The sequence below is a fragment of the Streptococcus sp. HF-2466 genome, from assembly GCF_015594645.1.
Lineage (GTDB): Bacteria > Bacillota > Bacilli > Lactobacillales > Streptococcaceae > Streptococcus > Streptococcus anginosus.
The window spans coordinates 178,364-198,823 of sequence record NZ_JADNQU010000002.1 but is presented as its reverse complement, the minus strand read 5'-3'; the positions used below and the strand labels follow the sequence as shown (position 1 = coordinate 198,823).

The window sequence follows — 20,460 nt, the reverse complement described above, 5'->3', positions numbered from 1 at the left end:
AGTTACCAACTAAAAAGCTCATCATCAAAGCTTTTAGATTGCTTTTGATAGCGTCCATGACGCTTGTTGTGACAATCTTTACAAAGCGTTCGCAGATTGTCAAGCTCATAAGCAAATTGCGGATAGTCTTTTACTTCTTTAATGTGGTCAACCTCAAGCCTTGACGTCGTCAGTCTTCCTGCTCGTTTGCACCAAACGCATTCTTTATTATCCCGTTCTATTGCTTTCTCTCGTAATCTTTGCCAATCCCTTGTGTTATAAAACGTGTCATATATAGTTTTCTTGCTCGTCGTGTCAATCTCTCTCATATTATTAAAGTAACAAATATTTTTTAAAAAATTTCCGCAAATAAAAAAAGCCCGAAAAAAATCGGGCTCCAAAAATTTTTTTAAAAAAATTATAAAAAAGTGTTGACAAAATAAAATCCTTGGATTATAATAGACTTGTAAGGTTGAGATAGACCTTACAAAATCCCCCTCAAAGTAAGGGTTGAAAGGGGGTGAGAATGTGAAAAGCCGCAAAGGCAAAAGAAAAAGCCTTGACTTTTCAAAAGTAATCAAGCTAGTGACTGCAATCGCTAGATTGATAAAAATACTTATTGAAATAATCAAGGCTCTTTCTTAACATTCAATGGCAAGTAGATGATTAACATCTATTTGCCTTCCCTTACAATTATTATAGCAAAGAAGGGGTCAAAATGCAAGAAACAAAACGACCACGAGGAAGACCGCCAACCGGTTTGAAACGTAACAAAAAATTAACAATCAACTTCACACAAGAAGAAATAGACTTTTTAAAAACTAAAGCAAAAGAAAATAAAAAAAGTCTTCCTAATTTTATTTTAGAAAGTGTCAAATAAATTTTTTAAAAAAAATTAAAAAAAGATATTGACAAAATAAAATCCTTGGATTATAATAGACTTGTAAGGTTGAGATAGACCTTACAAAAATAAAAAACTTGCTACACTCTCAAACGCCAATCCGATAGTGTAACAAGCCGTCCAACACTCAATAGAGTGCCGATATACATAGTATATCACAGCGTACCTATTGAGTCAACTAGGTACGTTTTTTCGTACCTCGCCAAAAAAGAAAGAAGGTATATTATGAAAGCAACTGACATCAAGAACGAACTTAAAGAATTAGGTTACAACGTCAAAGATTTAAAAATAAGCGTCAAACATCGTGGCTGTGCTGATATCTATATCAATGTGACAGTTAAAAATGTAATGCTTAGTTTAGATGAAATTGATAGCATTTTAAAAGAACAATATGAATCAATCGATCATGACTATCGAACGGGTGAAATTTTGCAAGGTGGAAATACTTTCGTAATGGTTGAATACGATGAAGAAGCTATGTATCAAGCTATTAAACAACGCAAAGCCGACGCTCAAAAGATTCTTGATAATTTAGATAAATTTGAGTGTGAATCTGGATATGGAAAAATATTTTATGAAGATGAAAAAATTAAAGTCTACATCTTCCCTAATGAAAAGATCTTGTCATTTCATCAAGGAAATAAACAAAAACGTTTCAGCATTTCTGACTCTTACGACATGGCAAAAGCCATGATAAGAATTGAAAGATTAACAGCATAACCGAGCAGAACACTCCGCCCCCCTAAAAAATAAAAAAAGAGGTAAACATCATGAAAAAATCAATCACTATCATTACAACAATCATTATCATGCTTACTATCGCATTTGGTTTTTATAGACTTGAAAAGAAAAATCAAGAACTACAACAACAAATAAACCAGCTTTACGAATACAACGAAAAATTAGATTATCACATTTCGGGATTGCTTGAAAAAAATAAATAAGGATCAAAAAAATGAAGAATAAAGAAATACTAACGATTAATAACGCAAGCAGAACACGCACATTTGAAACAGTCAAGAAAATTCCAAACGGTTTCCACGTTTGGAACATCGGACAACGAATGGGAACGGATTATTATATCCCGCTTTGCGAAAGCCTGCGCCCTTGGGATAAAAACTGCTTTTCTGTCAATCGCAAAACATTAAAAGCCATTTGTCTACCTTACCATGAAGTTATGTTACTTCGTGATGCCGCTCAATATGGAATAACAAACTTACAGAAATGCCATGAAGCTATCGCAAACAAACCCCATAATTGGTTTGAAGCCGAGCAAATGGCGCATGCTCTTAAAACAATAGATATTTTTGAAAAAATTTCTTAAATTTGAGTTATTCGTATAAGAAAGAGGTAAGAAACATGTACTATATCATGGATTATGTAGGCAGCCCTACAATCATAACTAAAACAATCAAAACAGCAACTGAAAAGCCTAAAACTAGGCAAGGTCAAGCAGCCTTACGAATGATTGAAAAAAGATATTTTAAAAATTTCAGAAATCAATTAAACTTACCAAAAATAAAGGAGATACAACAAAATGGCTAACTATCTTAATACTCTAACAGACAATCCAAATATTTGGATTGAAGAAAACATTTACAACAATTTAGAACTTGCTACATTTGATAGTCCTATTATTGCAAAGTAGTACCACCAACTATACAATTGTTATCGCTTGTTTTCAAAACAATTCGGGTTACTTCTTTTCTCTCAGAGCAAGAGAAGCGCTTCAAGATAAAGATTTTCCACGTTGGAAAATCTTAGATGACAAATTGGAATGTTTGAAGTTAAAAGATATCAATTTAAAACGTGAAGAAATTTTAAAAATAATTAAAAAATATTATAACAAAATAGCGTTGGAATATAGCAGATGTAAACGATAAGACAATGGATTTTGTACACAATTCTAATTCTTCATGTTATAATATTTAAAAGGAGCCTTTTATGTGGAATTGGTTAATCTTATTTTTATTATTATTTATTTCCTTGTTTTACTTTTCGAATATCATTATAAAAATTATTATCGGGTTTATATTATTTGTTCTTGCTATTGCAATAATCTGCCTAATAATTGATTTTCACAATGACCCAAATAAAAACTAAGAGCCTTCTCGGCTCTTTTATTTTGCTTTAAAATATGCAATAGATAGCCCCTGCAGCCATTCATAAATCATTTTATAAGTGGTCGTCTTTCCGTAATACATATAACGACGGCCAGCGCCAGAAATATTCATAGACTTTGCAACAAATACAGCTTTAATCACTCGCAAAAGGCTCTCATCTGTCGCATTTACATAATCGCAGATAACCTTTTCCCATGTCAACATCATTTGTAAGCGTGGATCTTCTTCCTCTGCTATGATAATCTGCAACGCTCGTGGAGTCGCTTGCTTATTTGACTTAATCCCCAACTTATCATTTTTTTCTTTGAATGGATAGCGCAATTCTTCTCGTCTGTCAGCAATCATTTTTTTAAGCGTACTTTTAAAATAACGCTGTAGCCATAAAATTTCAGAATTAAACTCAATTGTTAAATCTTTTTTATTCAAAAGTCATCAACCTTTCTTTAATGTTTTTTACCCTCTCGAATGTCACATATCTTATAGAGTGTTTCTTTTTTTAAATATAGCCTAATCGCTATATTTTCTAAGACATCAGCCCGTTTTTAAAAATATATAATGCAATATTTTTTCATTGTGTATCATTATAAAATTTTAAAAAAAATATTATAGGCTAAAATCAGCCACTTCTTTATCCTGCTCTTCCTGATTTATTCCAATATATTTTAAAGTAATATCAGGCGACGAGTGATTAAACATTTCCATAAGTAACGCTACATTTTGCGTTTTCTTGTACATGTGATAACCAAATGATTTTCGCATAGAATGCGTTCCAATGTGATGGATACCAAATTCTTTTGCAGCTTTGTTTAAAATCTTCCAAGCATGCTCCCTACTAATTGGCTGTTTCTGCCCTTCTTTTCCCGGCTGTTTGCTTCTCTTTTTACTTTCAAAAAGATAATCATAAGGTTTTAAGCCTTTTAGTTTCACATATTTGTTGACTTCCTTTCTTAAAGTGTCGTTGATAAAAAATGTCTTCGGTTTTCCTGTCTTTTTTTCAACAATAACAATATGAGTACCTTCCAAATCCTTTACTTTTAAAGGCAGAATGTCACTTATTCGCAGGCCAGAATTCAACCCAAAAACCAGTAACAAGAAATTTCTAGGATTCCATTCTTTTAAATAATCCTTTAACATCTCTATTTGGTCTTTGTCTCTGATCGGTTGGACGTTTTTCATATCTTTTCTCCTTTCTTTTTTTTGTCTAAAAAAGAGCACAGTTATTAACTGCACTCTTTTTCGCAAGTATTATTAGTCACACTCTGACACTATCATAATATCACTTTGATTGTACCAATGTGTACCAATCGTACCAAAAATTATACAAGCTGCGATATTTTTTTTAAAGCAGAACTTCTAACGCGTTGAATAGTTCCATGTCCGGCATTGAGCTTAGCTTCAACCTCAGACCAAGAATAGCCATTGATAAAGAATAATCTCATCACAATATTTTCTAAAGGATCATCCAGCGTTTCAATTGCTTTTGTTAAATCTTCCCGCTCTTTTATAAGAGCTGTTATTTCATCATAAAGTGTATCCGCTTTATCAATTAGTTTAATATTTATTTCTTCTGATTGATTTTTATCCTGGTTGGCTCGTTTTCCATCAAATTTCTGTCCTCTCACAATGCCCGTTTTGAGACTAGCTAGTTCTTGATGTTTAGATTTTATTTTGCAATCAATATATTTCAATGATTGCAGTCGTTGCTTAATGTTCAGGACTGCCAACTCCTTTCATAAATTTCAATATTTGTATTTTTAAATGCTTCTGAAATCATTCCCTTTTGCAATCTTTTTTCAAATTTAATTGCTTTTGATCTACTTTCAAATTCCCATTCTTTGAAATCTACTGGATGATTACCTGACCAACTAAATTTCTTCGCATATTGCCGAACAACCCACATCTTTTTTTGTATCATCTTTCACCTTCTAATAATATTTTCTTCGTTGGCTTTTCATGCCATCAAAAGATATGCCATGTTGTCTATCAACACCCTTACAAATCCTGTCTTTAATCGCTTCACCGTAAATATTCCCGATTTCAGCACTGCTCCGCAAATTACTTGTAATAATCGTACAATTACGATTGTCTAAAATTGAGAATAGAATTTCTTTGCTCCAATCTGTCACTTTCTCTGTTCCCAAATCATCTAAAACAAGATAAGGAACTTTTGACAAACGAGCAATCCATTTTTGCTGTGTCTGCTCTGATGAGTTAAAATCACTCTTAATCCTAGCTAACAGTTCAGGAATTTTGATAAACATAGCATGCTTCTTGGTTTTATCAGAAATATGCTTGATAATGCCATAAGCCAGATGACTCTTGCCAGTCCCTGCAGGCCCCAGAAATAATGTGTTATTCGTATCTCCTGCAATATAACCACTAGCCAATTTGAAAGCAATATCTAACTTTTCTTTCTGGTCTTGATTTAAAACTTCGTAATTATTTAACGTTGCTTGTTTTAGCTCTGCATTAACAATTGACGAATTAAATAACACATCAATTCGCTTAGCTTCTAATCGTTGTTCTTCAACTTCCCAAAAATCATCTTGCAATTTTTGCTCATCTCGTTCTATAAGCTCTTTACCACATTTACTACAAACAAGAACATTGTTAGGGCCGATATAAAACATTTGCTCTCCGTGTATTTGACAAACTTTTTGAGCTGGTTTCGATGCCCATCTTCCAAATTCCATATCAACACCTCGCACAATCTATTAAAAACGCTAACTTCCCAAGAACTGCTTGAGGATTTGGATGCTGTAACATCTTTTCTTTTTGTAGCTCTCCTAGCGGATAAAATTGCTTTTCAAAAGCTTCAATCACTTCTTCAAGAGTTACTGTTTTCATTCGTCTACCTCAATTATTCTTGCTTCTACTAAATTATTAATATAGTTTTTGGCATAACCTGCACATTCGCGTTCTAGATTGCTCATATTGCCAGTACTTATTTCATCTGTGTCAAAAGTGAAACCGCACATACCTCCAAAAGCGCAACAAGACAATTCCATATAGCCTTTGTCTGCATAAAATTGAGACAGAACTTCATAATTTGATCCATATTTAAAATCTGCTTTGCTCCCGAAAGATCGATTATGGCAAGGTATGCCACCCATTGCATCATTGATAAACATAAAGTATTTATCAGCTAACTTATCTCCTTCTTTTAGTTGTCGAATAAGTTCTATATTTTTAATTTTAAAACGATTTTTCTTTTCAATTTTCATCACATCACCTCAAATTCCAATATCATCATCAATTGGCTGTGCTTGCTTAATCGGTCGCTCATTGAGATAGCTCTCAAATTTTGTACCAAAAAGCGTTTCAGGTCTAAGAAACTTATTCATTTTTGGATCATACAACCATTGACGAACTTTTATATCAATAACTTGCTTAAAGTCCTCCTCTCTAAAGCCCTCATTCCATCTTGATTTGATAAAGTGTTTCGTTTTAGCTGAGGAAGCACGATATTTCGTGCCTGCTTTTAAATTTAGATAATCAATAATAGTTTGAAACGGAATTTTTTCTTTATCATCTGCATTATATAGATTATCCTTATCTATCCTATCCTTACCTATCCTATCCTTACCTGCGTCAACTTTTCGTGGACGGCTCGTGGACGTTTTTTCTGGTAATTTTGTCATCGTATTTTCAACCAATCTTTTTTCTTCTTGATAGATTGTTGGCTGATATGTATCTTTACGAATGTAATTATGGATTCTCCAATCCTTAATTACTACAATACCGCTTTCAAAAGGAATGATGAATTGTTTTACAGTTAGCAATTTCATATCATCATCACTTGCCCCAATAGTTTTTTGAATCGTTTTCGGTCGATCAATAAAACCATCATCATCTGCTCCCATATTTAAGTGAAAATAAAGAGCCTGAGAAGAAAGCGGCATCTCCAAAAACTTATCTGTATCAGTTATTTTCTTACTAAACATTCTACGTTGTGCCATTTTCATCCTCCAAAAAATCAAATATCGTCATCTGTTCCCCCTGTTCAAAATAAACTGGCTTGAAAGTTTGAAAATTGTCATGAAATAACTCACATTTCACACTTTCGCCCTCCATTTTCTTTTGTTTGCTCTTTTTGCCATATCAGAGCGAGCCATTTCGTCCCAGACATAATCTGCATTTTCAAGCATAAGATTCACGCATTTGTCTTTTAAGGATTCGATTGTACTCTGGTCTTCCGTTTTTTCTCGATAACAAGCATTTACCTCTTTTTTCAACTCAGCTATTTCTTCAGCATAACGATCTTCAACTGATTGTACATTTGGGCTGTCAAATGTGATAGTGTCAATTTGACAGCCTAGCAATGATTGTAAAACCATTTCAACATCGTCAACCACAATACCAATATGGGCTCTATTGAGGTTGTTGATAATTTCTTTTAAGTTAGGGTTGTTGATTGATATTGGCTGAGGAATGGTATAGCCTAGCTGTCGGGCATAAGTAGAGGTATTCTTTGCAATTATATTATTTGCACAGATAATCTGATTGCCTGTCGCATGGCTTTCTAAAATAGCCATTGTTGTCTTACCAAGGCATCTTCCAAAACCTATTAGTTTAGCCATTTAATACCTCCATATCAAAATCGCTATCAATAAATCTATAGGTTAATTCTGGATTGATGCCATTACCTAATCTTTGATAAATCAAATCCATATCTTCATCTGAAAAAAGTGTTCCTAAGTAGTAATTTAAAGACTTTTTAGTTACTTCTATAAATAGGTTATTCCTTTTCTGAGTTCGAAACGGTTGACCTTTTACGATTGTTCTGGTACACCACATCAGCAATTTTGCGATAATATCACGTCTTGAGCCAACTCCTTCAAGATTAAAATAAGTGTTTGTTTTTGGGATTAGAATCACTTCTAAATTTTGATTGATATATGATTTAGGAAATAACCCTAGAAGCTTTTTCAATTCATTCAATATTTCTTCATTCATTCTTCTTTTTCTCCTTAAAATAACAGCTCGTCCCGTTTTTTATAACAGTCAATCATCATCCTCAACCAGATACCATCAATCTTTCGAAATTGATCTCTTGTAAGATAATAGATTTGTTGCTCAAGCCAATACGAAAAGTCCTCAAAATTATCAATTTGAATGCTATTATCATATATTTCCACTACATCCATGTTGTCACTTGGATTAAAAATAATGTAACAGTATTCATAATTTATAATTGGACTGTTCCTTCTTAAAATTTTTAATCTCATATAAATTTTCCTTTAAAATGGCAAGTCATCATCTGAAAATGGCGGCATCTGGCTATCCATACTTGAATGGTTCGCTGAATTATCCCGTTTTTCTAATATTTGAAAACTGTCTGCCACAACCTCCGTCACATAGACACGCTGTCCCTGTTGATTTTCATAACTACGTGTCTGAATGCGACCTGTGATTCCAATGAGAGAACCTTTTTTCGTCCAATTTGCAAGGTTTTCTGCTTGCTGCCGCCAAATCACAACGTTAATAAAATCCGCTTCTCTTTCGCCACTTTGATTTTTGAAGTTACGATTGACAGCAAGATTAAAAGTTGCGACCGCTTGATTTTGTGGAGTATAACGAAGTTCAGCATCACGGGTCAAGCGCCCCACAAGTACAACATTGTTAATCATATATAGACCCTACCTCCCCTGTAATCACATTTCTTTTAAACCACATTTTAAAATATGGTTTATTTTCACCATAAAGATAAACCGGTCTGCAGGAATATTCGTACTGACTTTTTGAGTATGGATAACGTTTCGGTCTTTTTCTAATCATCGATTTTTCTCCTCTCGTTTATCTATCAGACTTGATATTTTTAGTAATGAGTAAGTTAAAAGTGTCTGCGCAAAAAATAGTATTACTACTCCAATCAAGATTATCTTCCACATTTTTTACTTTCCGTTCCTTTTTTTAGTTCCAATAGATCTGACTTTAAATTCAATTATTGTTATTGGAAGCATAATAATACCTTTCTAATTAACATTCATAATTATAGGCAAAATATAATTTGTTACCTATTGGATAATAATAAACACCATGGAAATCATCTCCAGAATAGCCACAAGATTGGTCACAATATTCTCCGTTCAACTGCTCATCCCCGTACGCTCCGTGATAAATGGAAAAATTGTATCGAAATATCCCATCATCTTCAATTTCATCAAGGAATGAGTTAATTCTTTTGTATTTCCGCTTCATACTTTCTATCAACTTTTTTGGAAATTGATCTTCAATGTTTCGGAATTCGGCTAGAAATACCATGTTATCGTCTAGTTCAGTCCACTTTTTAGTTAGTCGAATAATATATTTAGGTATTTTATAACTTCTTTTTTTGACTTTCTTTTTGATACGTTTATTCATTCAGCATTCTTCCTTATATTCAATACTGCCAACCCGGATTCTTCTTCCGTGCCTCTGCTAATCTGCGCATGCGCTCTTTGCGGTCATGCTCGATTGCGCAGACCACATACATAGCTTCTAGCTCTATGCGTTCGTCTTCTCGTGCTTGCTGCTCTGCTTGCTTTCTGGCTTTGCGCCAGTCAAGATGGTTGCAGAATGCCCCAGCGACGAAAACGAATGCGAGCATGAAGACCGCTCCTAAAATTTCACTCATTTTTTCTATCTCCTAAAATACATATAAGCTTGTTGTCTATAATATTCCAATGCTTTTGCAGTCCCTTCGTCCGTCTCAAACATGGATTTGTCAAGTCGAAATCTAGCACGTAACCCGTGCACCGTTGAAATAAATTCAATTTCATTTTTTATTCCTGTATACACAATGGATTGAACTTTTCCCATGTCAAGTAGGTTGAAATCTTGCTTGATGTGAAAATGAATTACTTTATCTTCCATTTATTCCACCTCTTCCACTTTCGCACCCTCGCAATCAAACACCCAGCCGAAACCTGCTTCTTCTAGCTCTTTGCGAGTAAAACTATCAGTGGAGCTAATGGCGTTGGCCTGGATGACAAAATATTCGCCTGGCAGAAAGACATTCTTTGCGAGATGTTGCCCGGTTTGGATGAATTTAACTTGGTACCGTTTTTCTTTCTCGACCTCATAGCCGAATTGGTGCATGTTGACAAGTTTTAAAATAGAGTCATTGTGAGGATTGCCAAGCCATTGATAAAATTCATCTTTGGTGTTGTGGTTGATTTCATAACCAACTTTCGCAATAAATCCTTTTAGATAATATTCAAATTCATCTTTATATTTCTCATACCAATCAGCCACGAACCACGGCACAATAGTCTTTTCTACCTCGTCAATTTGGTTAATGATGTCAACAAGGTCTTTCTCTTTCATTACCACGACTTCTTTTTCAAAATAAGGCCTCTTTCCGTTTCGTCTGCTCAAAATTGCCGCAAATGCTAGTCTGGATTCATTTATCTTTTCGATTGCTTCTTGTTTGTTCATTTCTTACCTCATAATCTTTTTTGCTATTTCAGCGATGACGTTGACCGTCACGCTATTTCCTGCTTGCTTATATAATTGACTGTTAGAATTGACCTCTTGTGCTTTATCAAACGCCCAGTCTGGGAAACCTTGCAGTCGCCAACACTCACGAGGTGTTAGCTTGCGAATACGAAAGTTCTGCATGATTTTAGGTTCTTGCCCACCACCTTGCATCGTGGACAATGTAGGAGCTAGTCCATCTGTATCATATACTCTTGAGTTTTGGTCGTGATTACCTGGCAATTTCCCTGCAACCACAATCCTGTGCCTGTCTTGACTGGTCAAGGTAAACATAGGCTCTCCGTCATCTTTAAATCTGCGACCATTTTGTCGCTTGTCAATGCGATTAGGAGTTAAGACTGGTATCGCCACTTTCAAAGGGTCTTTTTGAGTGGTCGTACTGCATAGTGTTGGAGCGAGCGAATCTGTTGAGACAACATCACCACTTTGCGATTTGCCTTTTTTACGAATATTTCCTACTTTTTTGATTTTTGGTTGTTTGCAATCAGTCGTTTTGTCATTTCCGCCGAGAGGAAATATTGCTCTGGTACATCCTCCTCTAAGATGTCCGATAATGAACACACGTTCCCGATTTTGGGGGACTCCAAAATCTTTGCTGTTAAGCACTTGCCATTCCACATCATACCCCAATTCGTCCAAGGTTGAGATAATGGTCTCAAACGTAATTCCGTTTTCGTGATTGAGGAGTCCTTTGACGTTTTCAAGGAATAGATATTTAGGCCTGAGAATAGATGCGAACCGTGCGATTTCAAAAAACAGAGTTCCTCGTGTATCTTCAAAACCTCGTCTATTTCCTGCAATTGAGAAAGCCTGGCACGGAAATCCTCCACAGATAACGTCCACACTTCCGATTCCTCGAATAAACTCATCTGTGACTGTTGTAATGTCATGTAGTTCAACTTCTCCTTCTGTGTCGTGTATTGCTTTGTAAGATTTGCGAGCAAACTTATCAATTTCGCAAAAACCAATGCACTCATGCCCTGCTGATTCCATTCCAAGACGAAAGCCACCGATTCCCGCAAATAAATCAAGAAATTTCAATCTATCCTCCCACTCCGTTTGCGTCCGCAATCCGTTTCGCTTCTTCTGCTTTCTGGCGCTCTTTAAGCTGATACTCGCTATTCAGCTTGTTCAAGATAATATCCTGCGCCGAATTTCTGTTTTGTAGCTTTTCGATTTCTTCCGCTTTCTTTTGCAGCTCTGTCTTTAGCTCGCTGATTTGCCGTTGCTGATGTTCTGTGGATGTGATTAAGCCTACAGCAAACAGCAACATAACAAACGCTAAAGCAGTCATGATTAGATTAGCATTCGCTATTGAGCGCTTGTTCGTTATGTGCTTAACTTCTAGCGTGCTAACTCGTTCATTTAGTGTCATCGTTTACTACATCCTTTCTAAATTTGGTATAATGTAAATAAAAACGACGGAGAATGGTTATGAAAAGTAAAACCTCATACCAATTATTAATGCAACTAGTTAATATTTCGATTCTTATAACCGGAATAACTTTTTTATTTTCTAGTATGTTTACAATTATTATTTGGGCAAAATTTATTGACCAATCATGGGTTAAACATAGTTATTTTTCGCATATTATAAATTTTAATTGGTGGAAATTTTTTATACAATTTTCAATTCTGCAAGTCATTTTTCTTATCTTTTTTATTGGAATATTATATTTTCCCATTTCTTTTCAAGAAAAAATTCCTAGATCTATTAAGAAATTATTTAAACCATTTACAGTTCTTTATTTTTCTATCTCAATTACTGTATCGTTATCAATAACTATGACTGAAACAGTTTTTATTACAGTAACATCAATCATTGCATTTATTGCTCTTATCTATCCGCTTGTGAATCGAGTTAAATTTTCGGACAATTATATTGATTATCAACGGAAGACCAAACGCAATCCATCCAGTAAGAACAAATAGAGATATAACTCCTATAATAAGATTGATTATTTTATTCTCCTCCTTCCCATATATTCCCTAAAATTTCCATTTCAGCTCCTTCACGCCACAAGTTACAAGCTATTTTTTTCTTGTCATTAACAATCGTCCAAGCACCCTCAAGCATTTTGACTACTCCTGTAATTTCTTCAATTCCAGAAGTTGGTATCAGCATTTTTTGTTCAACCACATCACCCTCGAAAATCTCCACTTCGTGCTTGTCTTTGAACCCTGTTGATTGTCCCACCGTGTCTATGTCGACACTACACCAGTCTCCCAACGCAACATATTCATCATTAGCTTCAATTATTCCATTGATGATGAGTATTATGTTGTTATCAATTAGAAGATGTCCATATACCCATTTACCTTTATCATCTTCGACGGTTGACCGTCCTCTAAATCTTGGTATCATCTTCTACTCTCTCCTTATTTCTTTTTTGTAATATTAAACGGGACAATGCTTTCTGGCATATAATTGATTTCGTATTTATATTGGTTGACTTTTGCCCCCTCAATATCTTCAACGACATACATATTCCAACCAGTTAAATTGACCATGTGTTTCTTATAAACACCTTTATCTGTTTCAACCAAAATTTCCAAACGTTTTCCTTTGTTTGCTTCGGTGTCAACAGAAATCCGTCCAATCACTTCAAATTCTATTTTGTCTGTTCGTGTATTGATAACTGCAACACGACGAATAACATTAAAATTATCTGCCTCTTGGCTGATATTATGTGAGACCTTATCGCTTTCACGACAAGCAGCTAATCCAAATAAGCTAATTAAAACTAATCCTGTAAGTACAATATTTTTAATTTGTTTCATTTTCCTCTATCCTCTCATCTTTTCGGCTGATACCCTCTGAAATTCTCTTTCAGATAGTCCAATACCTCATAGACATCCGCAAGGTCGTACTTCCAATCCCTACCTTGCTTACGTCTTTTCAATCCATTCGCTAGCATCTTTTTCAAATAATTAGCATCAAAGCCAAACTTTTCCATAAGTTCTTTTTGATTTAAAGGAACTTTTTCCGCCTCTAGCTCTTTCCGAACCTCCTCACGGATAATATTCGTCTGCTCACGAATGTATAACTGCGCCATCTCGTCAGACATTAACGGTGGCAATCTGCTTGATTGGCTTGATTCATTCATAACAAACCTCCAAAAAGTTCAAGCTGCTTATTTTTTGTCTTAATACAAATCTTAGTATTTGTGTTTGGTTCCCAATTTCGCCAATACTCATAAGCATTCAATTCGTCCTTGCGTTTCAGCAAATCATAACGTGGAATCCGAAAATGATCTTTAAAATCCTTTGCAGCTTGCGCAAACACAGAACGAGCAAAATGACTATCACGATAAGCAGGACTATCTTTCCCACCTAAAATATCAATCACCTTTTTCTTGCGTATCCGCTCCAAATCAAGACAAACAGACGGATTAACAGGTTGTTCATTTTTCAAGTAATCAACATCACTCTCTAATGATTTTTGTTGCTGCTTCAATTGTTTTTGATTTTCCAAAACCTGAATCAAAATATCTTCTTGTGTAACATCGGTAATACTCTCTAAAAGTTCATTCTTCATTTAAACTCTCCTTCAATAATAGTTGTCGCCCCTCTCATTTGCGAAAGGTCGTTGATGAGTAACTGCATGCGATTCACCAAGCTATCAATTTCAAGACCGATAACATGGTCTGCTTGTCTAAATTTCTCCTCATCTTTGTAAATCAATCCCGACATCTTTGTTAATAAATCGTCCCCTGAACGGACAATTTCCAAAATGTCCTTGTAATCGGACATTTTTTTCTGAACGTCATTTAATTGCCCTTTCGACTGTTGGATAGCTTCTGTTAATTCTTCGTATTTCTTAGAATTAGCATCCACCGTTTCTCGTTCTTTCAAAAGGCTTTGATATTGACTTTCAACAAATTTATTTCGTTCTTCTAAACTTTCTAAGTCACTTTTCAGCTCCTTATTCTTTTCCATCAATGTCTTGTTTAAAGACTTAGTAGAGTCATAGTCTTGAGGTGCAACCTCCTTAGTGACTATCTTTGTTTCAAACTTTGCTAAAGCCTGCTCGGCTAGTTGCTCATTCTTTTGCCGCAATTCTTCATTGTCTGCTTTAGACAGATTGAGTTGCCGACGCAGTTCCTGCAATTCTCGAACTGTTGGATTGTCGCCCTCTTCAATGCGATTTAGTTGCTCTTGCTTTTGGTCATCTGGCAAAGTGGCTATGAGATAGAGGGCTGATAGACCCAAATTATTAAACGTTTCATAATTTGGGCTAAGTTCGTTAACAATTCTTATGTATTTCTGAGCTTCATTCCTAGCGATGCCAACTGTTTCAACCCAGTTCAAGAATTGTCCGTGTGTTAAGTCATTTTCTTTAACATGTTTCAACCGTCTACCGATTTCCCAAATCGACTCACCAATTTTGGCTTTATGTTCTCTGATTTCATATTCAATCTGAGCTAGATTATTTGATAATGCTAATTCATTCATTTTTTTCCTTTCTAATTTGATATACAGTAATCAATTACTGTCTTCATCATCCTTTATTTTTAAACGAGTGTTTGGAAAACTCTGTCTTACTGACACTTCATTGAAACCATCAGACATAACTAGATAATCAACCTGCATGACTGTATCAACAGCAGCGTCATCTCTTGTCCTCCAATCAATTTTCAATCCCTGTAAACCAATCTTCTTTTCTTTGAAATCAATACCGTTAAGAATAACCTTAGGATAGCTTTGCTCGTTGCTAATCTCAATTTCTAACTTTTGAATTAGCGGTACTCCTTTATTTAAAACAAGTCTTCTTTCCTGCTCTTTTACAGGCTTTTTATTATATGGATATTTCTTTGGTCTCATTTCTTCTCCTTCCCTCAACTATGCGGGCAAGCGTAGTTAGTTATATAATTTATTTCACTTTTCGTGAAGTTGAGTCGCTAAAAATATCGCCAATTTTTCTATTAAAGAAGTTGGCGATTTTAAACATTTCAGATAATTTGAAATCTGTGTCTCCTCTTTCTTTATGACCGTATGAATTTTGAGAAATTCCTAACATTTTAGCAAGGTCTTCTTGTTTTAACCCTGCTTTCTTTCGCAATTCATATAATTTTATCTGCACACTCCTCACCCCTTTCTAAATTTGATATAATGTAAATAAAAACGATTGGAGAAAAAGTTTATGTCACCCATTAACATTGACTTAAAAGGCGATTTAACTCCCTTTATTGAATCTTCTAGTGAGATTTTAAAGCCCCTTAGTGAAGGTTTAGCAGGAATATTTGCATTTGTTTTTCAAAAGCCAAGACAATACAATGTTATTTCTAAAATTGAATTAGAAGAACTAGCAAAATCTACTAGAAATAAATTTGCCGATATCCCTTATGAGAATCAAAGTTTTGAAAATATAAAACAAATCGGTAAAATTCTAGACGACTCAATTTATCAATTAGACAATAAACAATTTAGAGAATATTATGCTAAATTGATTGCTGCTTCTTGTGATAACCGAAAGCATGTTAAACCATTTTATTCTTCACTCATCAGAGAGATGTCGTCTGAAGAAGCTAATTTGCTTGACTATTTTTTTAAATATACTTTTTTATTCGAAGTGCAAATAACTAGTGATAACCACTTATTTTCTAACCCAGACTTATATAGATGGTATTGGCCAAAACGCTATTTTAAATCTAAAATTGTAGAAAATTTTATGGTTTTTAGAGACTATGATAGTCAATTTTTACCCGAAAATGCTGTTCCTCTTGAAGAAATTTACAAATACAATGTATCTTACTCTGAAAGCTTAGAAATTGAAAACTCTGTCTTATTCTTGTTATCAAAAAAATTAATACAAGAAAGTCCAGAATACAACTGCCATCAATTCATTCCTAGTATCAAAAAATTTGTCTTTGATAATGATGAACAAGTACAAAATATTATCAAAGAAAATGAATTCTATACTTCTAAAGTACAATTTAATATCAAACACAAAGTTTATACTCTAACTCCAATCGGTGAAGAACTGAAAGAAGCCCTCACCTACGACCCTCTTTGAGAATAGCATCATATTCTCCTTTAGCTCTCCGATAACTATCAACTGAAATATGGAGCCAAGAAGCTGCTAATGTTTCAGTTATATACTTCATGAGCAATAATGAAGATATTGCCGATACCGCAAAAGAAATAACTATAACAATAATAATCATTTGTTTTCTCCCTCCTTAAAAATAAAATTTCAATTTTGGTCATTTCCCTGACCTTGATTATATTTTACCTCACGTTTTGTGAAGTGTCAACAGTTTTTTGTGAAAAAAACAAAAAAACTTTTCAAAACGTGAGATTTTTGTTATAATACTTTTAACAAACAGTAGCAGGAGGTGTAACATGACAGACGTTGAACTAGCTATCTATATTGGTGAAAAGATAAAAGAATATAGAAAATTAAAAGGATTGACTCAAAAAGAGTTAGCTAAAAAAATAGGCATGGGGGATACTACAATCGCTAATTACGAAAAAGGTTTCAGAACTCCCAAAAAGAATACCTTATTCAAATTGGCTAAAGCATTTGACATATCTATTGATGATTTATTTCCACCAATTCAAACAACTAATATTGTTTCATTACCTTTAACTAATACTGCTAAGGCAATTTCCGATACTGTAGAACGTTTAGAAGAACCTCGTAGAGTAATTGTGCTTGACACAGCTAAAATGCAGCTAGAGGAGCAAAAACGAGCACAGAACGAACTCAACGAAGAACGAACAGAATATCATGTCTTTGAAAAACTCTCTGCAGGAAATGGTTACGACTACATGGAAGACCGCAATTATGATGTCGTATTTTACAACAAAGATATAGACCATGACTTTGCTTCTTGGGTCTATGGTGATTCTATGGAGCCTAAATTCCTTGACGGCTCTGTTGCTCTTATCAAAGAAACCGGATGGGACTATGATGGTGCCGTCTACGCTGTTGATTGGGACGGACAAAGCTACATCAAGAAAGTCTACAAAGAAAAAGACGGTTTAAGACTCGTCTCGTTAAATGATAAATATGCTGATAAATTCGCACCTTTTAGTGAAGAACCACGGATTATAGGTAAAGTAGTCGGTAATTTCATGCCAATGGAAAATTAGGGGAAAAATTATGAAAAAAGTATTTGTTTTAGGATTGGCTCTTTTTGCGACAATTATTCTCGTTTCTTGTTCGAGTAACCAACATTCAAAAGAAAAGTCCACAGTGGGTGACTCTAGCATTGAAACAACTTCATCAAAGAAAAAAGAAAAGATCACTTACAGCCAGTTTGAAGCATTTTACCCTGAAGTCAAAAACGAAGGATATGAAGAAACTCCAATTGAAGAATGGGCTTACAATGACAAAGTACGAGTTAGAGGGACTGTCCTTGACGTTATGGAGGGAAACAATGCAAAAGTTATTGTTTGTAAAAATGGAAAAGATAAGTTTTTAGTTTTAATACTTCCAGAATATTATAAGTACACTTTAAAAAAAGGAGATAAATTTATTTCATACGGTTTTGTTACTGATGAGCAAGAAGGCTATCCTGCTCTTGCATCCTTTAGATATTTACCTGATTTTGCAAATAGAAATTAAAAAAGTCCATCACCCGTAGTCAAAGGTGATGGATTAAAAAATATACCAACATTAGTATAACACAATCACTTCATTCTCTCAACTATGCGGGCAAGCTAAAAAAGGAGAAGAAAGATGATTAAAAAATATACTACAGCAAATGGAGAAACTCGCTACATATTGAAAGCCTATCTCGGCATTGATCCATTGACAGGAAAGCAAAGACGGACGACACGTAGAGGGTTCAAGTCAGAGAGAGCAGCAAGGCAAGCAGAAGCTCTCTTGCGATTTCAAGCAGAAGAACAAAAATTTACAAAAATATACCAAGATTATACCTTCGAAGAAATCGCCGAGATGTGGATGGATTCGTATAAATCCACGGTGAAACCAACTACTCTCGCAACAGCAAAGTATATGCTTAAAACTGTCATAAAATATTTTGACGGTATGAAGATAAAAAATATTACTGTTTTAATTTGTCAAAATAACGTTCAAAAGATACAGGATAAATATAAAAGTTCAAGTCTATTATTTAGTGTTATCAAGCGTATCTTTAAATACGCTTACCACCTAGAAATTATCCCTGAAAATCCTATGGATAAAGTCATTATCCCTAGAAAAAAATATACAGAAGAAAATCAAGAAGAGCAAGTAGATAACTTCTATACTAGAATGGAGTTACTAGAATTTTTAAATAAATGTCAAAATTCACGCTCACCATTTAATGTGACATTTTTCCACGTTTTAGGATATACCGGGCTAAGAAAAGGTGAAGCTCTTGGACTAAAATGGAAAGACATAGACTTTCAAAATAAAACTCTAAAAGTTTCTCGAACAGCAGTAAAAGTTGACGGAAAACAATTTTGCCAATCTCCAAAAACTAAAAAAAGCCGTAGAACCATCTCCATCGATGACCATACAATTTCATTGTTGAAAACTTGGAAAATTTACCAAATGAAACGATTTATGGCTCATGGAGTAAAATTTGAGGGTAACGAACAATATATATTCACTAATAGAGATTGCAAATGGTATTCCTACAACCATATATCTGATTTAAATAATGTGCTTGCGAAAAGATTTAACATGCGGAGAATCACAATACATGGCTTCCGTCATACTCATTGCTCCCTACTATTTGAATCTGGCGCAACCATTAAAGAGGTTCAAGAAAGATTAGGACATAGTAACATAAAAACAACTATGGAAATCTACGCTCATGTCACCAAAGAACGACACGAACAAGTAGCAAATCGTTTTAACGAATACATGTCCGAAAGAAAAGAAGCGTAGTTAAAAACGTAGTCACTTAATCTACAACCTCTCAAAACCTTGATATTACTAAGTTATTTGGAAAATATGTTCTATTTTAGCATAAAAACATCATAAAATCCCAATTATCTGCATAAACACTGGAGACACTGCACCTTATCAAGGATAAAACCAATTAAATTACTACTGATTTACTACGTATGAATGAGCTTTGGTACGACGATTTTCCTTGAAAGGTGAAGATTTAATAGATACCTCCAGCACAAATTGAATATTCATAAAGGTAGACACTTCAACAATGAGGTGTCTATTTTTGTATTTAATTTGAAAGGTCGTGATAATGATGGAAAGAAAAACTTTGGAAAGGAAATGTCGTTCTCCTACGAAAGATACGCTGAAAACATAAAAATCAATAGATCACAGAAAGGACGAAAAAATATGGAACTAAAATTTGTTATTCCCAACATGGAAAAGACTTTTGGAAACTTAGAATTTGCCGGTGAGGATAAAGTCATACAAAGAAGAATCAACGGACAGCTTACGGTCTTATCAAGAAGCTACAACCTCTATTCCGATGTGCAGAGAGCAGACGATATTATCGTGATACTTCCGGCAGAAGCAGGCGAAAAGAACTTTGCCTTTGAGGAAAAAGTAAAACTCATCCATCCCCGTATCAGAGCAGAGGGATATAAAATCGGCACACGAGGATTTACCAATTACATTCTGGAAGCCGACGACATGATAAAGGCATAGAAAGCGAGGAAAAGAAATGAGATTAGCAAACGGTATCGTCTTAGAAAAGGAAGCGACATTTGGAGAGTTGAAATTCTCCGCACTTCGCCGTGAGGTACGCATTCAAAAGGAAGATGGCACGCTTTCGGAAGAAATTAAGGAGCGTACCTATGACCTCAAATCCAAAGGACAGGGACGAATGATTCAGGTGAGCATTCCTGCAAGCGTTCCGCTGAAAGAATTTGACTATAACGCACATGTAGAGCTTATCAATCCGGTAGCCGATACGGTAGCGACCGCAACCTTTCAGGGAGCAGAGGTGGACTGGTATATCAAGGCAGATGATATTGTGCCGGCGAAGGATTCAGGAAATTTCAAGAGGGAAGCTCCTAAAAAAGAACCCATATCTGAAAAGTAAGGTA

The 20,460-nt window shown here is 34.8% G+C and carries 37 protein-coding genes and 1 pseudogene; 11 read left to right on the top strand and 27 right to left on the bottom strand.

Translation table 11 applies throughout. From position 1 onward, the window contains the following. Nucleotides 1–2: 2 nt before the first annotated feature. Nucleotides 3–308, bottom strand: a complete 306-nt coding sequence (locus tag IYQ91_RS03760; protein WP_195673123.1) for an HNH endonuclease — start codon at nucleotides 306–308, stop codon at nucleotides 3–5. Between the two features lie 389 nt (nucleotides 309–697). Here IYQ91_RS03760 and IYQ91_RS03755 point away from each other — a divergent pair, with 389 nt between their 5' ends. The 5 genes from IYQ91_RS03755 (at nucleotide 698) to IYQ91_RS03735 (ending at nucleotide 2,425) form a co-directional block, all read left to right on the top strand. After that, nucleotides 698–859, top strand: coding sequence for a hypothetical protein (locus IYQ91_RS03755; protein ID WP_195673112.1), 162 nt, complete (start codon nucleotides 698–700; stop codon nucleotides 857–859). A gap of 246 nt (nucleotides 860–1,105) precedes the next feature. After that, complete coding sequence (locus IYQ91_RS03750) at nucleotides 1,106–1,600, top strand: hypothetical protein (protein ID WP_195673111.1); 495 nt, start codon at nucleotides 1,106–1,108, stop codon at nucleotides 1,598–1,600. A gap of 50 nt (nucleotides 1,601–1,650) precedes the next feature. Further along, nucleotides 1,651–1,824, top strand: coding sequence for a hypothetical protein (locus tag IYQ91_RS03745; RefSeq protein WP_195673110.1), 174 nt, complete (start codon nucleotides 1,651–1,653; stop codon nucleotides 1,822–1,824). Between the two features lie 11 nt (nucleotides 1,825–1,835). Next, complete coding sequence (locus IYQ91_RS03740) at nucleotides 1,836–2,204, top strand: hypothetical protein (RefSeq protein ID WP_195673109.1); 369 nt, start codon at nucleotides 1,836–1,838, stop codon at nucleotides 2,202–2,204. 35 nt (nucleotides 2,205–2,239) lie between these two features. Continuing rightward, a complete protein-coding gene (locus IYQ91_RS03735) occupies nucleotides 2,240–2,425 on the top strand; it encodes a hypothetical protein (RefSeq protein WP_195673108.1) in 186 nt (61 codons plus the stop codon). A 575-nt stretch (nucleotides 2,426–3,000) separates the two neighbouring features. Here IYQ91_RS03735 and IYQ91_RS03730 read toward each other — a convergent pair. From IYQ91_RS03730 to IYQ91_RS03610, 25 genes and pseudogenes are all read right to left on the bottom strand, one after another. After that, the gene (locus IYQ91_RS03730; protein WP_195673107.1) at nucleotides 3,001–3,429 is read right to left on the bottom strand and encodes a hypothetical protein; all 429 of its coding nucleotides are present in this window, start codon (nucleotides 3,427–3,429) and stop codon (nucleotides 3,001–3,003) included. Nucleotides 3,430–3,606: 177 nt separating this feature from the next. Further along, nucleotides 3,607–4,179: a site-specific integrase gene (locus IYQ91_RS03725; protein WP_070241876.1), complete on the bottom strand. Its 573-nt coding sequence runs from the start codon at nucleotides 4,177–4,179 to the stop codon at nucleotides 3,607–3,609. A 140-nt stretch (nucleotides 4,180–4,319) separates the two neighbouring features. Continuing rightward, nucleotides 4,320–4,691, bottom strand: coding sequence for a DUF1492 domain-containing protein (locus IYQ91_RS03720; protein ID WP_224785196.1), 372 nt, complete (start codon nucleotides 4,689–4,691; stop codon nucleotides 4,320–4,322). Nucleotides 4,692–4,714: 23 nt separating this feature from the next. Further along, the gene (locus tag IYQ91_RS03715) at nucleotides 4,715–4,918 is read right to left on the bottom strand and encodes a hypothetical protein (protein WP_070836465.1); all 204 of its coding nucleotides are present in this window, start codon (nucleotides 4,916–4,918) and stop codon (nucleotides 4,715–4,717) included. A gap of 10 nt (nucleotides 4,919–4,928) precedes the next feature. Then, nucleotides 4,929–5,696 (bottom strand): ATP-binding protein, encoded by a 768-nt coding sequence (locus IYQ91_RS03710; protein ID WP_195673106.1) that lies wholly within the window; start codon nucleotides 5,694–5,696, stop codon nucleotides 4,929–4,931. Nucleotide 5,697: 1 nt separating this feature from the next. Continuing rightward, nucleotides 5,698–5,850, bottom strand: coding sequence for a hypothetical protein (locus IYQ91_RS03705; protein ID WP_195673105.1), 153 nt, complete (start codon nucleotides 5,848–5,850; stop codon nucleotides 5,698–5,700). Next, a complete protein-coding gene (locus tag IYQ91_RS03700; RefSeq protein ID WP_195673104.1) occupies nucleotides 5,847–6,227 on the bottom strand; it encodes a hypothetical protein in 381 nt (126 codons plus the stop codon). The genes IYQ91_RS03705 and IYQ91_RS03700 overlap by 4 nt, the downstream gene beginning before the upstream one ends. 9 nt (nucleotides 6,228–6,236) lie before the next feature. After that, nucleotides 6,237–6,962 carry a conserved phage C-terminal domain-containing protein gene (locus IYQ91_RS03695; RefSeq protein WP_195673103.1) on the bottom strand — a complete coding sequence of 242 codons (726 nt, stop codon included), beginning with the start codon at nucleotides 6,960–6,962 and terminating at the stop codon, nucleotides 6,237–6,239. A gap of 96 nt (nucleotides 6,963–7,058) precedes the next feature. Next, nucleotides 7,059–7,583 carry a hypothetical protein gene (locus tag IYQ91_RS03690; RefSeq protein ID WP_195673102.1) on the bottom strand — a complete coding sequence of 175 codons (525 nt, stop codon included), beginning with the start codon at nucleotides 7,581–7,583 and terminating at the stop codon, nucleotides 7,059–7,061. After that, nucleotides 7,576–7,959 (bottom strand): hypothetical protein, encoded by a 384-nt coding sequence (locus tag IYQ91_RS03685; RefSeq protein WP_195673101.1) that lies wholly within the window; start codon nucleotides 7,957–7,959, stop codon nucleotides 7,576–7,578. The genes IYQ91_RS03690 and IYQ91_RS03685 overlap by 8 nt, the downstream gene beginning before the upstream one ends. A 356-nt stretch (nucleotides 7,960–8,315) precedes the next feature. After that, nucleotides 8,316–8,633 (bottom strand): annotated as a pseudogene (gene ssb, locus IYQ91_RS03680) (single-stranded DNA-binding protein); the annotation flags it as partial. Further along, a complete protein-coding gene (locus IYQ91_RS03675; protein WP_195673099.1) occupies nucleotides 8,626–8,781 on the bottom strand; it encodes a hypothetical protein in 156 nt (51 codons plus the stop codon). The pseudogene ssb and the gene IYQ91_RS03675, both read right to left, overlap by 8 nt. A 201-nt stretch (nucleotides 8,782–8,982) precedes the next feature. Further along, nucleotides 8,983–9,366 (bottom strand): hypothetical protein, encoded by a 384-nt coding sequence (locus IYQ91_RS03670; RefSeq protein WP_195673098.1) that lies wholly within the window; start codon nucleotides 9,364–9,366, stop codon nucleotides 8,983–8,985. 19 nt (nucleotides 9,367–9,385) lie between these two features. Beyond that, nucleotides 9,386–9,619, bottom strand: a complete 234-nt coding sequence (locus IYQ91_RS03665; RefSeq protein WP_195673097.1) for a hypothetical protein — start codon at nucleotides 9,617–9,619, stop codon at nucleotides 9,386–9,388. Between the two features lie 5 nt (nucleotides 9,620–9,624). Continuing rightward, nucleotides 9,625–9,858 (bottom strand): hypothetical protein, encoded by a 234-nt coding sequence (locus IYQ91_RS03660; RefSeq protein ID WP_195673096.1) that lies wholly within the window; start codon nucleotides 9,856–9,858, stop codon nucleotides 9,625–9,627. Further along, a complete protein-coding gene (locus IYQ91_RS03655) occupies nucleotides 9,859–10,422 on the bottom strand; it encodes a DUF1642 domain-containing protein (RefSeq protein ID WP_083324122.1) in 564 nt (187 codons plus the stop codon). A 3-nt stretch (nucleotides 10,423–10,425) separates the two neighbouring features. Then, on the bottom strand, nucleotides 10,426–11,523 hold the full coding sequence (locus tag IYQ91_RS03650) for a DNA cytosine methyltransferase (protein WP_195673095.1): 1,098 nt from the start codon (nucleotides 11,521–11,523) through the stop codon (nucleotides 10,426–10,428). A 1-nt stretch (nucleotide 11,524) separates the two neighbouring features. Next, complete coding sequence (locus tag IYQ91_RS03645; RefSeq protein ID WP_195673094.1) at nucleotides 11,525–11,857, bottom strand: hypothetical protein; 333 nt, start codon at nucleotides 11,855–11,857, stop codon at nucleotides 11,525–11,527. A 588-nt stretch (nucleotides 11,858–12,445) separates the two neighbouring features. Continuing rightward, nucleotides 12,446–12,847 carry a YopX family protein gene (locus tag IYQ91_RS03640; RefSeq protein WP_195673093.1) on the bottom strand — a complete coding sequence of 134 codons (402 nt, stop codon included), beginning with the start codon at nucleotides 12,845–12,847 and terminating at the stop codon, nucleotides 12,446–12,448. Between the two features lie 14 nt (nucleotides 12,848–12,861). Beyond that, nucleotides 12,862–13,263, bottom strand: coding sequence for a hypothetical protein (locus tag IYQ91_RS03635; protein ID WP_195673092.1), 402 nt, complete (start codon nucleotides 13,261–13,263; stop codon nucleotides 12,862–12,864). A 14-nt stretch (nucleotides 13,264–13,277) separates the two neighbouring features. After that, the gene (locus tag IYQ91_RS03630; protein ID WP_195673091.1) at nucleotides 13,278–13,589 is read right to left on the bottom strand and encodes a hypothetical protein; all 312 of its coding nucleotides are present in this window, start codon (nucleotides 13,587–13,589) and stop codon (nucleotides 13,278–13,280) included. Then, on the bottom strand, nucleotides 13,586–14,020 hold the full coding sequence (locus IYQ91_RS03625; protein WP_195673090.1) for an ORF6C domain-containing protein: 435 nt from the start codon (nucleotides 14,018–14,020) through the stop codon (nucleotides 13,586–13,588). Before IYQ91_RS03625 ends, IYQ91_RS03630 begins: the two co-directional genes overlap by 4 nt. Next, entirely contained in the window at nucleotides 14,017–14,937 is a 921-nt protein-coding gene (locus IYQ91_RS03620) for a DUF3102 domain-containing protein (RefSeq protein ID WP_195673089.1), read from the bottom strand. Before IYQ91_RS03620 ends, IYQ91_RS03625 begins: the two co-directional genes overlap by 4 nt. A gap of 30 nt (nucleotides 14,938–14,967) precedes the next feature. Next, nucleotides 14,968–15,306, bottom strand: coding sequence for a hypothetical protein (locus tag IYQ91_RS03615; protein WP_229311627.1), 339 nt, complete (start codon nucleotides 15,304–15,306; stop codon nucleotides 14,968–14,970). Between the two features lie 49 nt (nucleotides 15,307–15,355). Beyond that, a complete protein-coding gene (locus tag IYQ91_RS03610; protein WP_070836486.1) occupies nucleotides 15,356–15,565 on the bottom strand; it encodes a helix-turn-helix transcriptional regulator in 210 nt (69 codons plus the stop codon). A 60-nt stretch (nucleotides 15,566–15,625) separates the two neighbouring features. On the opposite strand from IYQ91_RS03610, the gene IYQ91_RS03605 reads away from it, so the two are divergent. Beyond that, nucleotides 15,626–16,498, top strand: coding sequence for an Abi-alpha family protein (locus IYQ91_RS03605; protein WP_195673088.1), 873 nt, complete (start codon nucleotides 15,626–15,628; stop codon nucleotides 16,496–16,498). On the opposite strand, the gene IYQ91_RS03600 is transcribed toward IYQ91_RS03605, so the two are convergent. Further along, nucleotides 16,479–16,649, bottom strand: coding sequence for a hypothetical protein (locus IYQ91_RS03600; RefSeq protein WP_195673087.1), 171 nt, complete (start codon nucleotides 16,647–16,649; stop codon nucleotides 16,479–16,481). The genes IYQ91_RS03605 and IYQ91_RS03600 overlap by 20 nt on opposite strands. A gap of 178 nt (nucleotides 16,650–16,827) precedes the next feature. Between IYQ91_RS03600 and IYQ91_RS03595 the strand changes: the two genes are divergently transcribed. The 5 genes from IYQ91_RS03595 to IYQ91_RS03575 all read left to right on the top strand — a co-directional run bounded on the left by IYQ91_RS03595 (nucleotide 16,828) and on the right by IYQ91_RS03575 (nucleotide 20,456). Further along, nucleotides 16,828–17,580 carry an XRE family transcriptional regulator gene (locus tag IYQ91_RS03595; protein WP_195673086.1) on the top strand — a complete coding sequence of 251 codons (753 nt, stop codon included), beginning with the start codon at nucleotides 16,828–16,830 and terminating at the stop codon, nucleotides 17,578–17,580. A 10-nt stretch (nucleotides 17,581–17,590) separates the two neighbouring features. Continuing rightward, a complete protein-coding gene (locus tag IYQ91_RS03590) occupies nucleotides 17,591–18,055 on the top strand; it encodes a hypothetical protein (protein ID WP_195673085.1) in 465 nt (154 codons plus the stop codon). Between the two features lie 114 nt (nucleotides 18,056–18,169). Then, on the top strand, nucleotides 18,170–19,327 hold the full coding sequence (locus IYQ91_RS03585; protein WP_195673084.1) for a tyrosine-type recombinase/integrase: 1,158 nt from the start codon (nucleotides 18,170–18,172) through the stop codon (nucleotides 19,325–19,327). Between the two features lie 417 nt (nucleotides 19,328–19,744). After that, nucleotides 19,745–20,059, top strand: coding sequence for a YdcP family protein (locus IYQ91_RS03580; protein WP_037593289.1), 315 nt, complete (start codon nucleotides 19,745–19,747; stop codon nucleotides 20,057–20,059). A 16-nt stretch (nucleotides 20,060–20,075) separates the two neighbouring features. Further along, nucleotides 20,076–20,456, top strand: coding sequence for a YdcP family protein (locus tag IYQ91_RS03575; protein ID WP_006906982.1), 381 nt, complete (start codon nucleotides 20,076–20,078; stop codon nucleotides 20,454–20,456). Nucleotides 20,457–20,460 lie beyond the last annotated feature (4 nt).

Bases quoted from the DNA above. Each gene is read 5' to 3' on its own strand.
- IYQ91_RS03595 (WP_195673086.1), top strand. From the start codon at position 16,828: ATGACAGACGTTGAACTAGCTATCTATATTGGTGAAAAGATAAAAGAA.
- IYQ91_RS03755 (WP_195673112.1), top strand. From the start codon at position 698: ATGCAAGAAACAAAACGACCACGAGGAAGACCGCCAACCGGTTTGAAA.
- IYQ91_RS03590 (WP_195673085.1), top strand. From the start codon at position 17,591: ATGAAAAAAGTATTTGTTTTAGGATTGGCTCTTTTTGCGACAATTATT.
- IYQ91_RS03695 (WP_195673103.1), bottom strand. From the start codon at position 6,962: ATGGCACAACGTAGAATGTTTAGTAAGAAAATAACTGATACAGATAAG.
- IYQ91_RS03575 (WP_006906982.1), top strand. From the start codon at position 20,076: ATGAGATTAGCAAACGGTATCGTCTTAGAAAAGGAAGCGACATTTGGA.
- IYQ91_RS03685 (WP_195673101.1), bottom strand. From the start codon at position 7,959: ATGAATGAAGAAATATTGAATGAATTGAAAAAGCTTCTAGGGTTATTT.
- IYQ91_RS03705 (WP_195673105.1), bottom strand. From the start codon at position 5,850: ATGAAAACAGTAACTCTTGAAGAAGTGATTGAAGCTTTTGAAAAGCAA.
- IYQ91_RS03655 (WP_083324122.1), bottom strand. From the start codon at position 10,422: ATGAACAAACAAGAAGCAATCGAAAAGATAAATGAATCCAGACTAGCA.
- IYQ91_RS03725 (WP_070241876.1), bottom strand. From the start codon at position 4,179: ATGAAAAACGTCCAACCGATCAGAGACAAAGACCAAATAGAGATGTTA.
- IYQ91_RS03635 (WP_195673092.1), bottom strand. From the start codon at position 13,263: ATGAAACAAATTAAAAATATTGTACTTACAGGATTAGTTTTAATTAGC.
- IYQ91_RS03605 (WP_195673088.1), top strand. From the start codon at position 15,626: ATGTCACCCATTAACATTGACTTAAAAGGCGATTTAACTCCCTTTATT.
- IYQ91_RS03615 (WP_229311627.1), bottom strand. From the start codon at position 15,306: ATGAGACCAAAGAAATATCCATATAATAAAAAGCCTGTAAAAGAGCAG.
- IYQ91_RS03760 (WP_195673123.1), bottom strand. From the start codon at position 308: ATGAGAGAGATTGACACGACGAGCAAGAAAACTATATATGACACGTTT.
- IYQ91_RS03745 (WP_195673110.1), top strand. From the start codon at position 1,651: ATGAAAAAATCAATCACTATCATTACAACAATCATTATCATGCTTACT.
- IYQ91_RS03600 (WP_195673087.1), bottom strand. From the start codon at position 16,649: ATGATTATTATTGTTATAGTTATTTCTTTTGCGGTATCGGCAATATCT.
- IYQ91_RS03625 (WP_195673090.1), bottom strand. From the start codon at position 14,020: ATGAAGAATGAACTTTTAGAGAGTATTACCGATGTTACACAAGAAGAT.
- IYQ91_RS03665 (WP_195673097.1), bottom strand. From the start codon at position 9,619: ATGAGTGAAATTTTAGGAGCGGTCTTCATGCTCGCATTCGTTTTCGTC.
- IYQ91_RS03675 (WP_195673099.1), bottom strand. From the start codon at position 8,781: ATGATTAGAAAAAGACCGAAACGTTATCCATACTCAAAAAGTCAGTAC.
- IYQ91_RS03750 (WP_195673111.1), top strand. From the start codon at position 1,106: ATGAAAGCAACTGACATCAAGAACGAACTTAAAGAATTAGGTTACAAC.
- IYQ91_RS03670 (WP_195673098.1), bottom strand. From the start codon at position 9,366: ATGAATAAACGTATCAAAAAGAAAGTCAAAAAAAGAAGTTATAAAATA.
- IYQ91_RS03645 (WP_195673094.1), bottom strand. From the start codon at position 11,857: ATGACACTAAATGAACGAGTTAGCACGCTAGAAGTTAAGCACATAACG.
- IYQ91_RS03710 (WP_195673106.1), bottom strand. From the start codon at position 5,696: ATGGAATTTGGAAGATGGGCATCGAAACCAGCTCAAAAAGTTTGTCAA.
- IYQ91_RS03740 (WP_195673109.1), top strand. From the start codon at position 1,836: ATGAAGAATAAAGAAATACTAACGATTAATAACGCAAGCAGAACACGC.
- IYQ91_RS03620 (WP_195673089.1), bottom strand. From the start codon at position 14,937: ATGAATGAATTAGCATTATCAAATAATCTAGCTCAGATTGAATATGAA.
- IYQ91_RS03580 (WP_037593289.1), top strand. From the start codon at position 19,745: ATGGAACTAAAATTTGTTATTCCCAACATGGAAAAGACTTTTGGAAAC.
- IYQ91_RS03735 (WP_195673108.1), top strand. From the start codon at position 2,240: ATGTACTATATCATGGATTATGTAGGCAGCCCTACAATCATAACTAAA.
- IYQ91_RS03640 (WP_195673093.1), bottom strand. From the start codon at position 12,847: ATGATACCAAGATTTAGAGGACGGTCAACCGTCGAAGATGATAAAGGT.
- IYQ91_RS03630 (WP_195673091.1), bottom strand. From the start codon at position 13,589: ATGAATGAATCAAGCCAATCAAGCAGATTGCCACCGTTAATGTCTGAC.
- IYQ91_RS03660 (WP_195673096.1), bottom strand. From the start codon at position 9,858: ATGGAAGATAAAGTAATTCATTTTCACATCAAGCAAGATTTCAACCTA.
- IYQ91_RS03690 (WP_195673102.1), bottom strand. From the start codon at position 7,583: ATGGCTAAACTAATAGGTTTTGGAAGATGCCTTGGTAAGACAACAATG.
- IYQ91_RS03715 (WP_070836465.1), bottom strand. From the start codon at position 4,918: ATGATACAAAAAAAGATGTGGGTTGTTCGGCAATATGCGAAGAAATTT.
- IYQ91_RS03700 (WP_195673104.1), bottom strand. From the start codon at position 6,227: ATGAAAATTGAAAAGAAAAATCGTTTTAAAATTAAAAATATAGAACTT.
- IYQ91_RS03585 (WP_195673084.1), top strand. From the start codon at position 18,170: ATGATTAAAAAATATACTACAGCAAATGGAGAAACTCGCTACATATTG.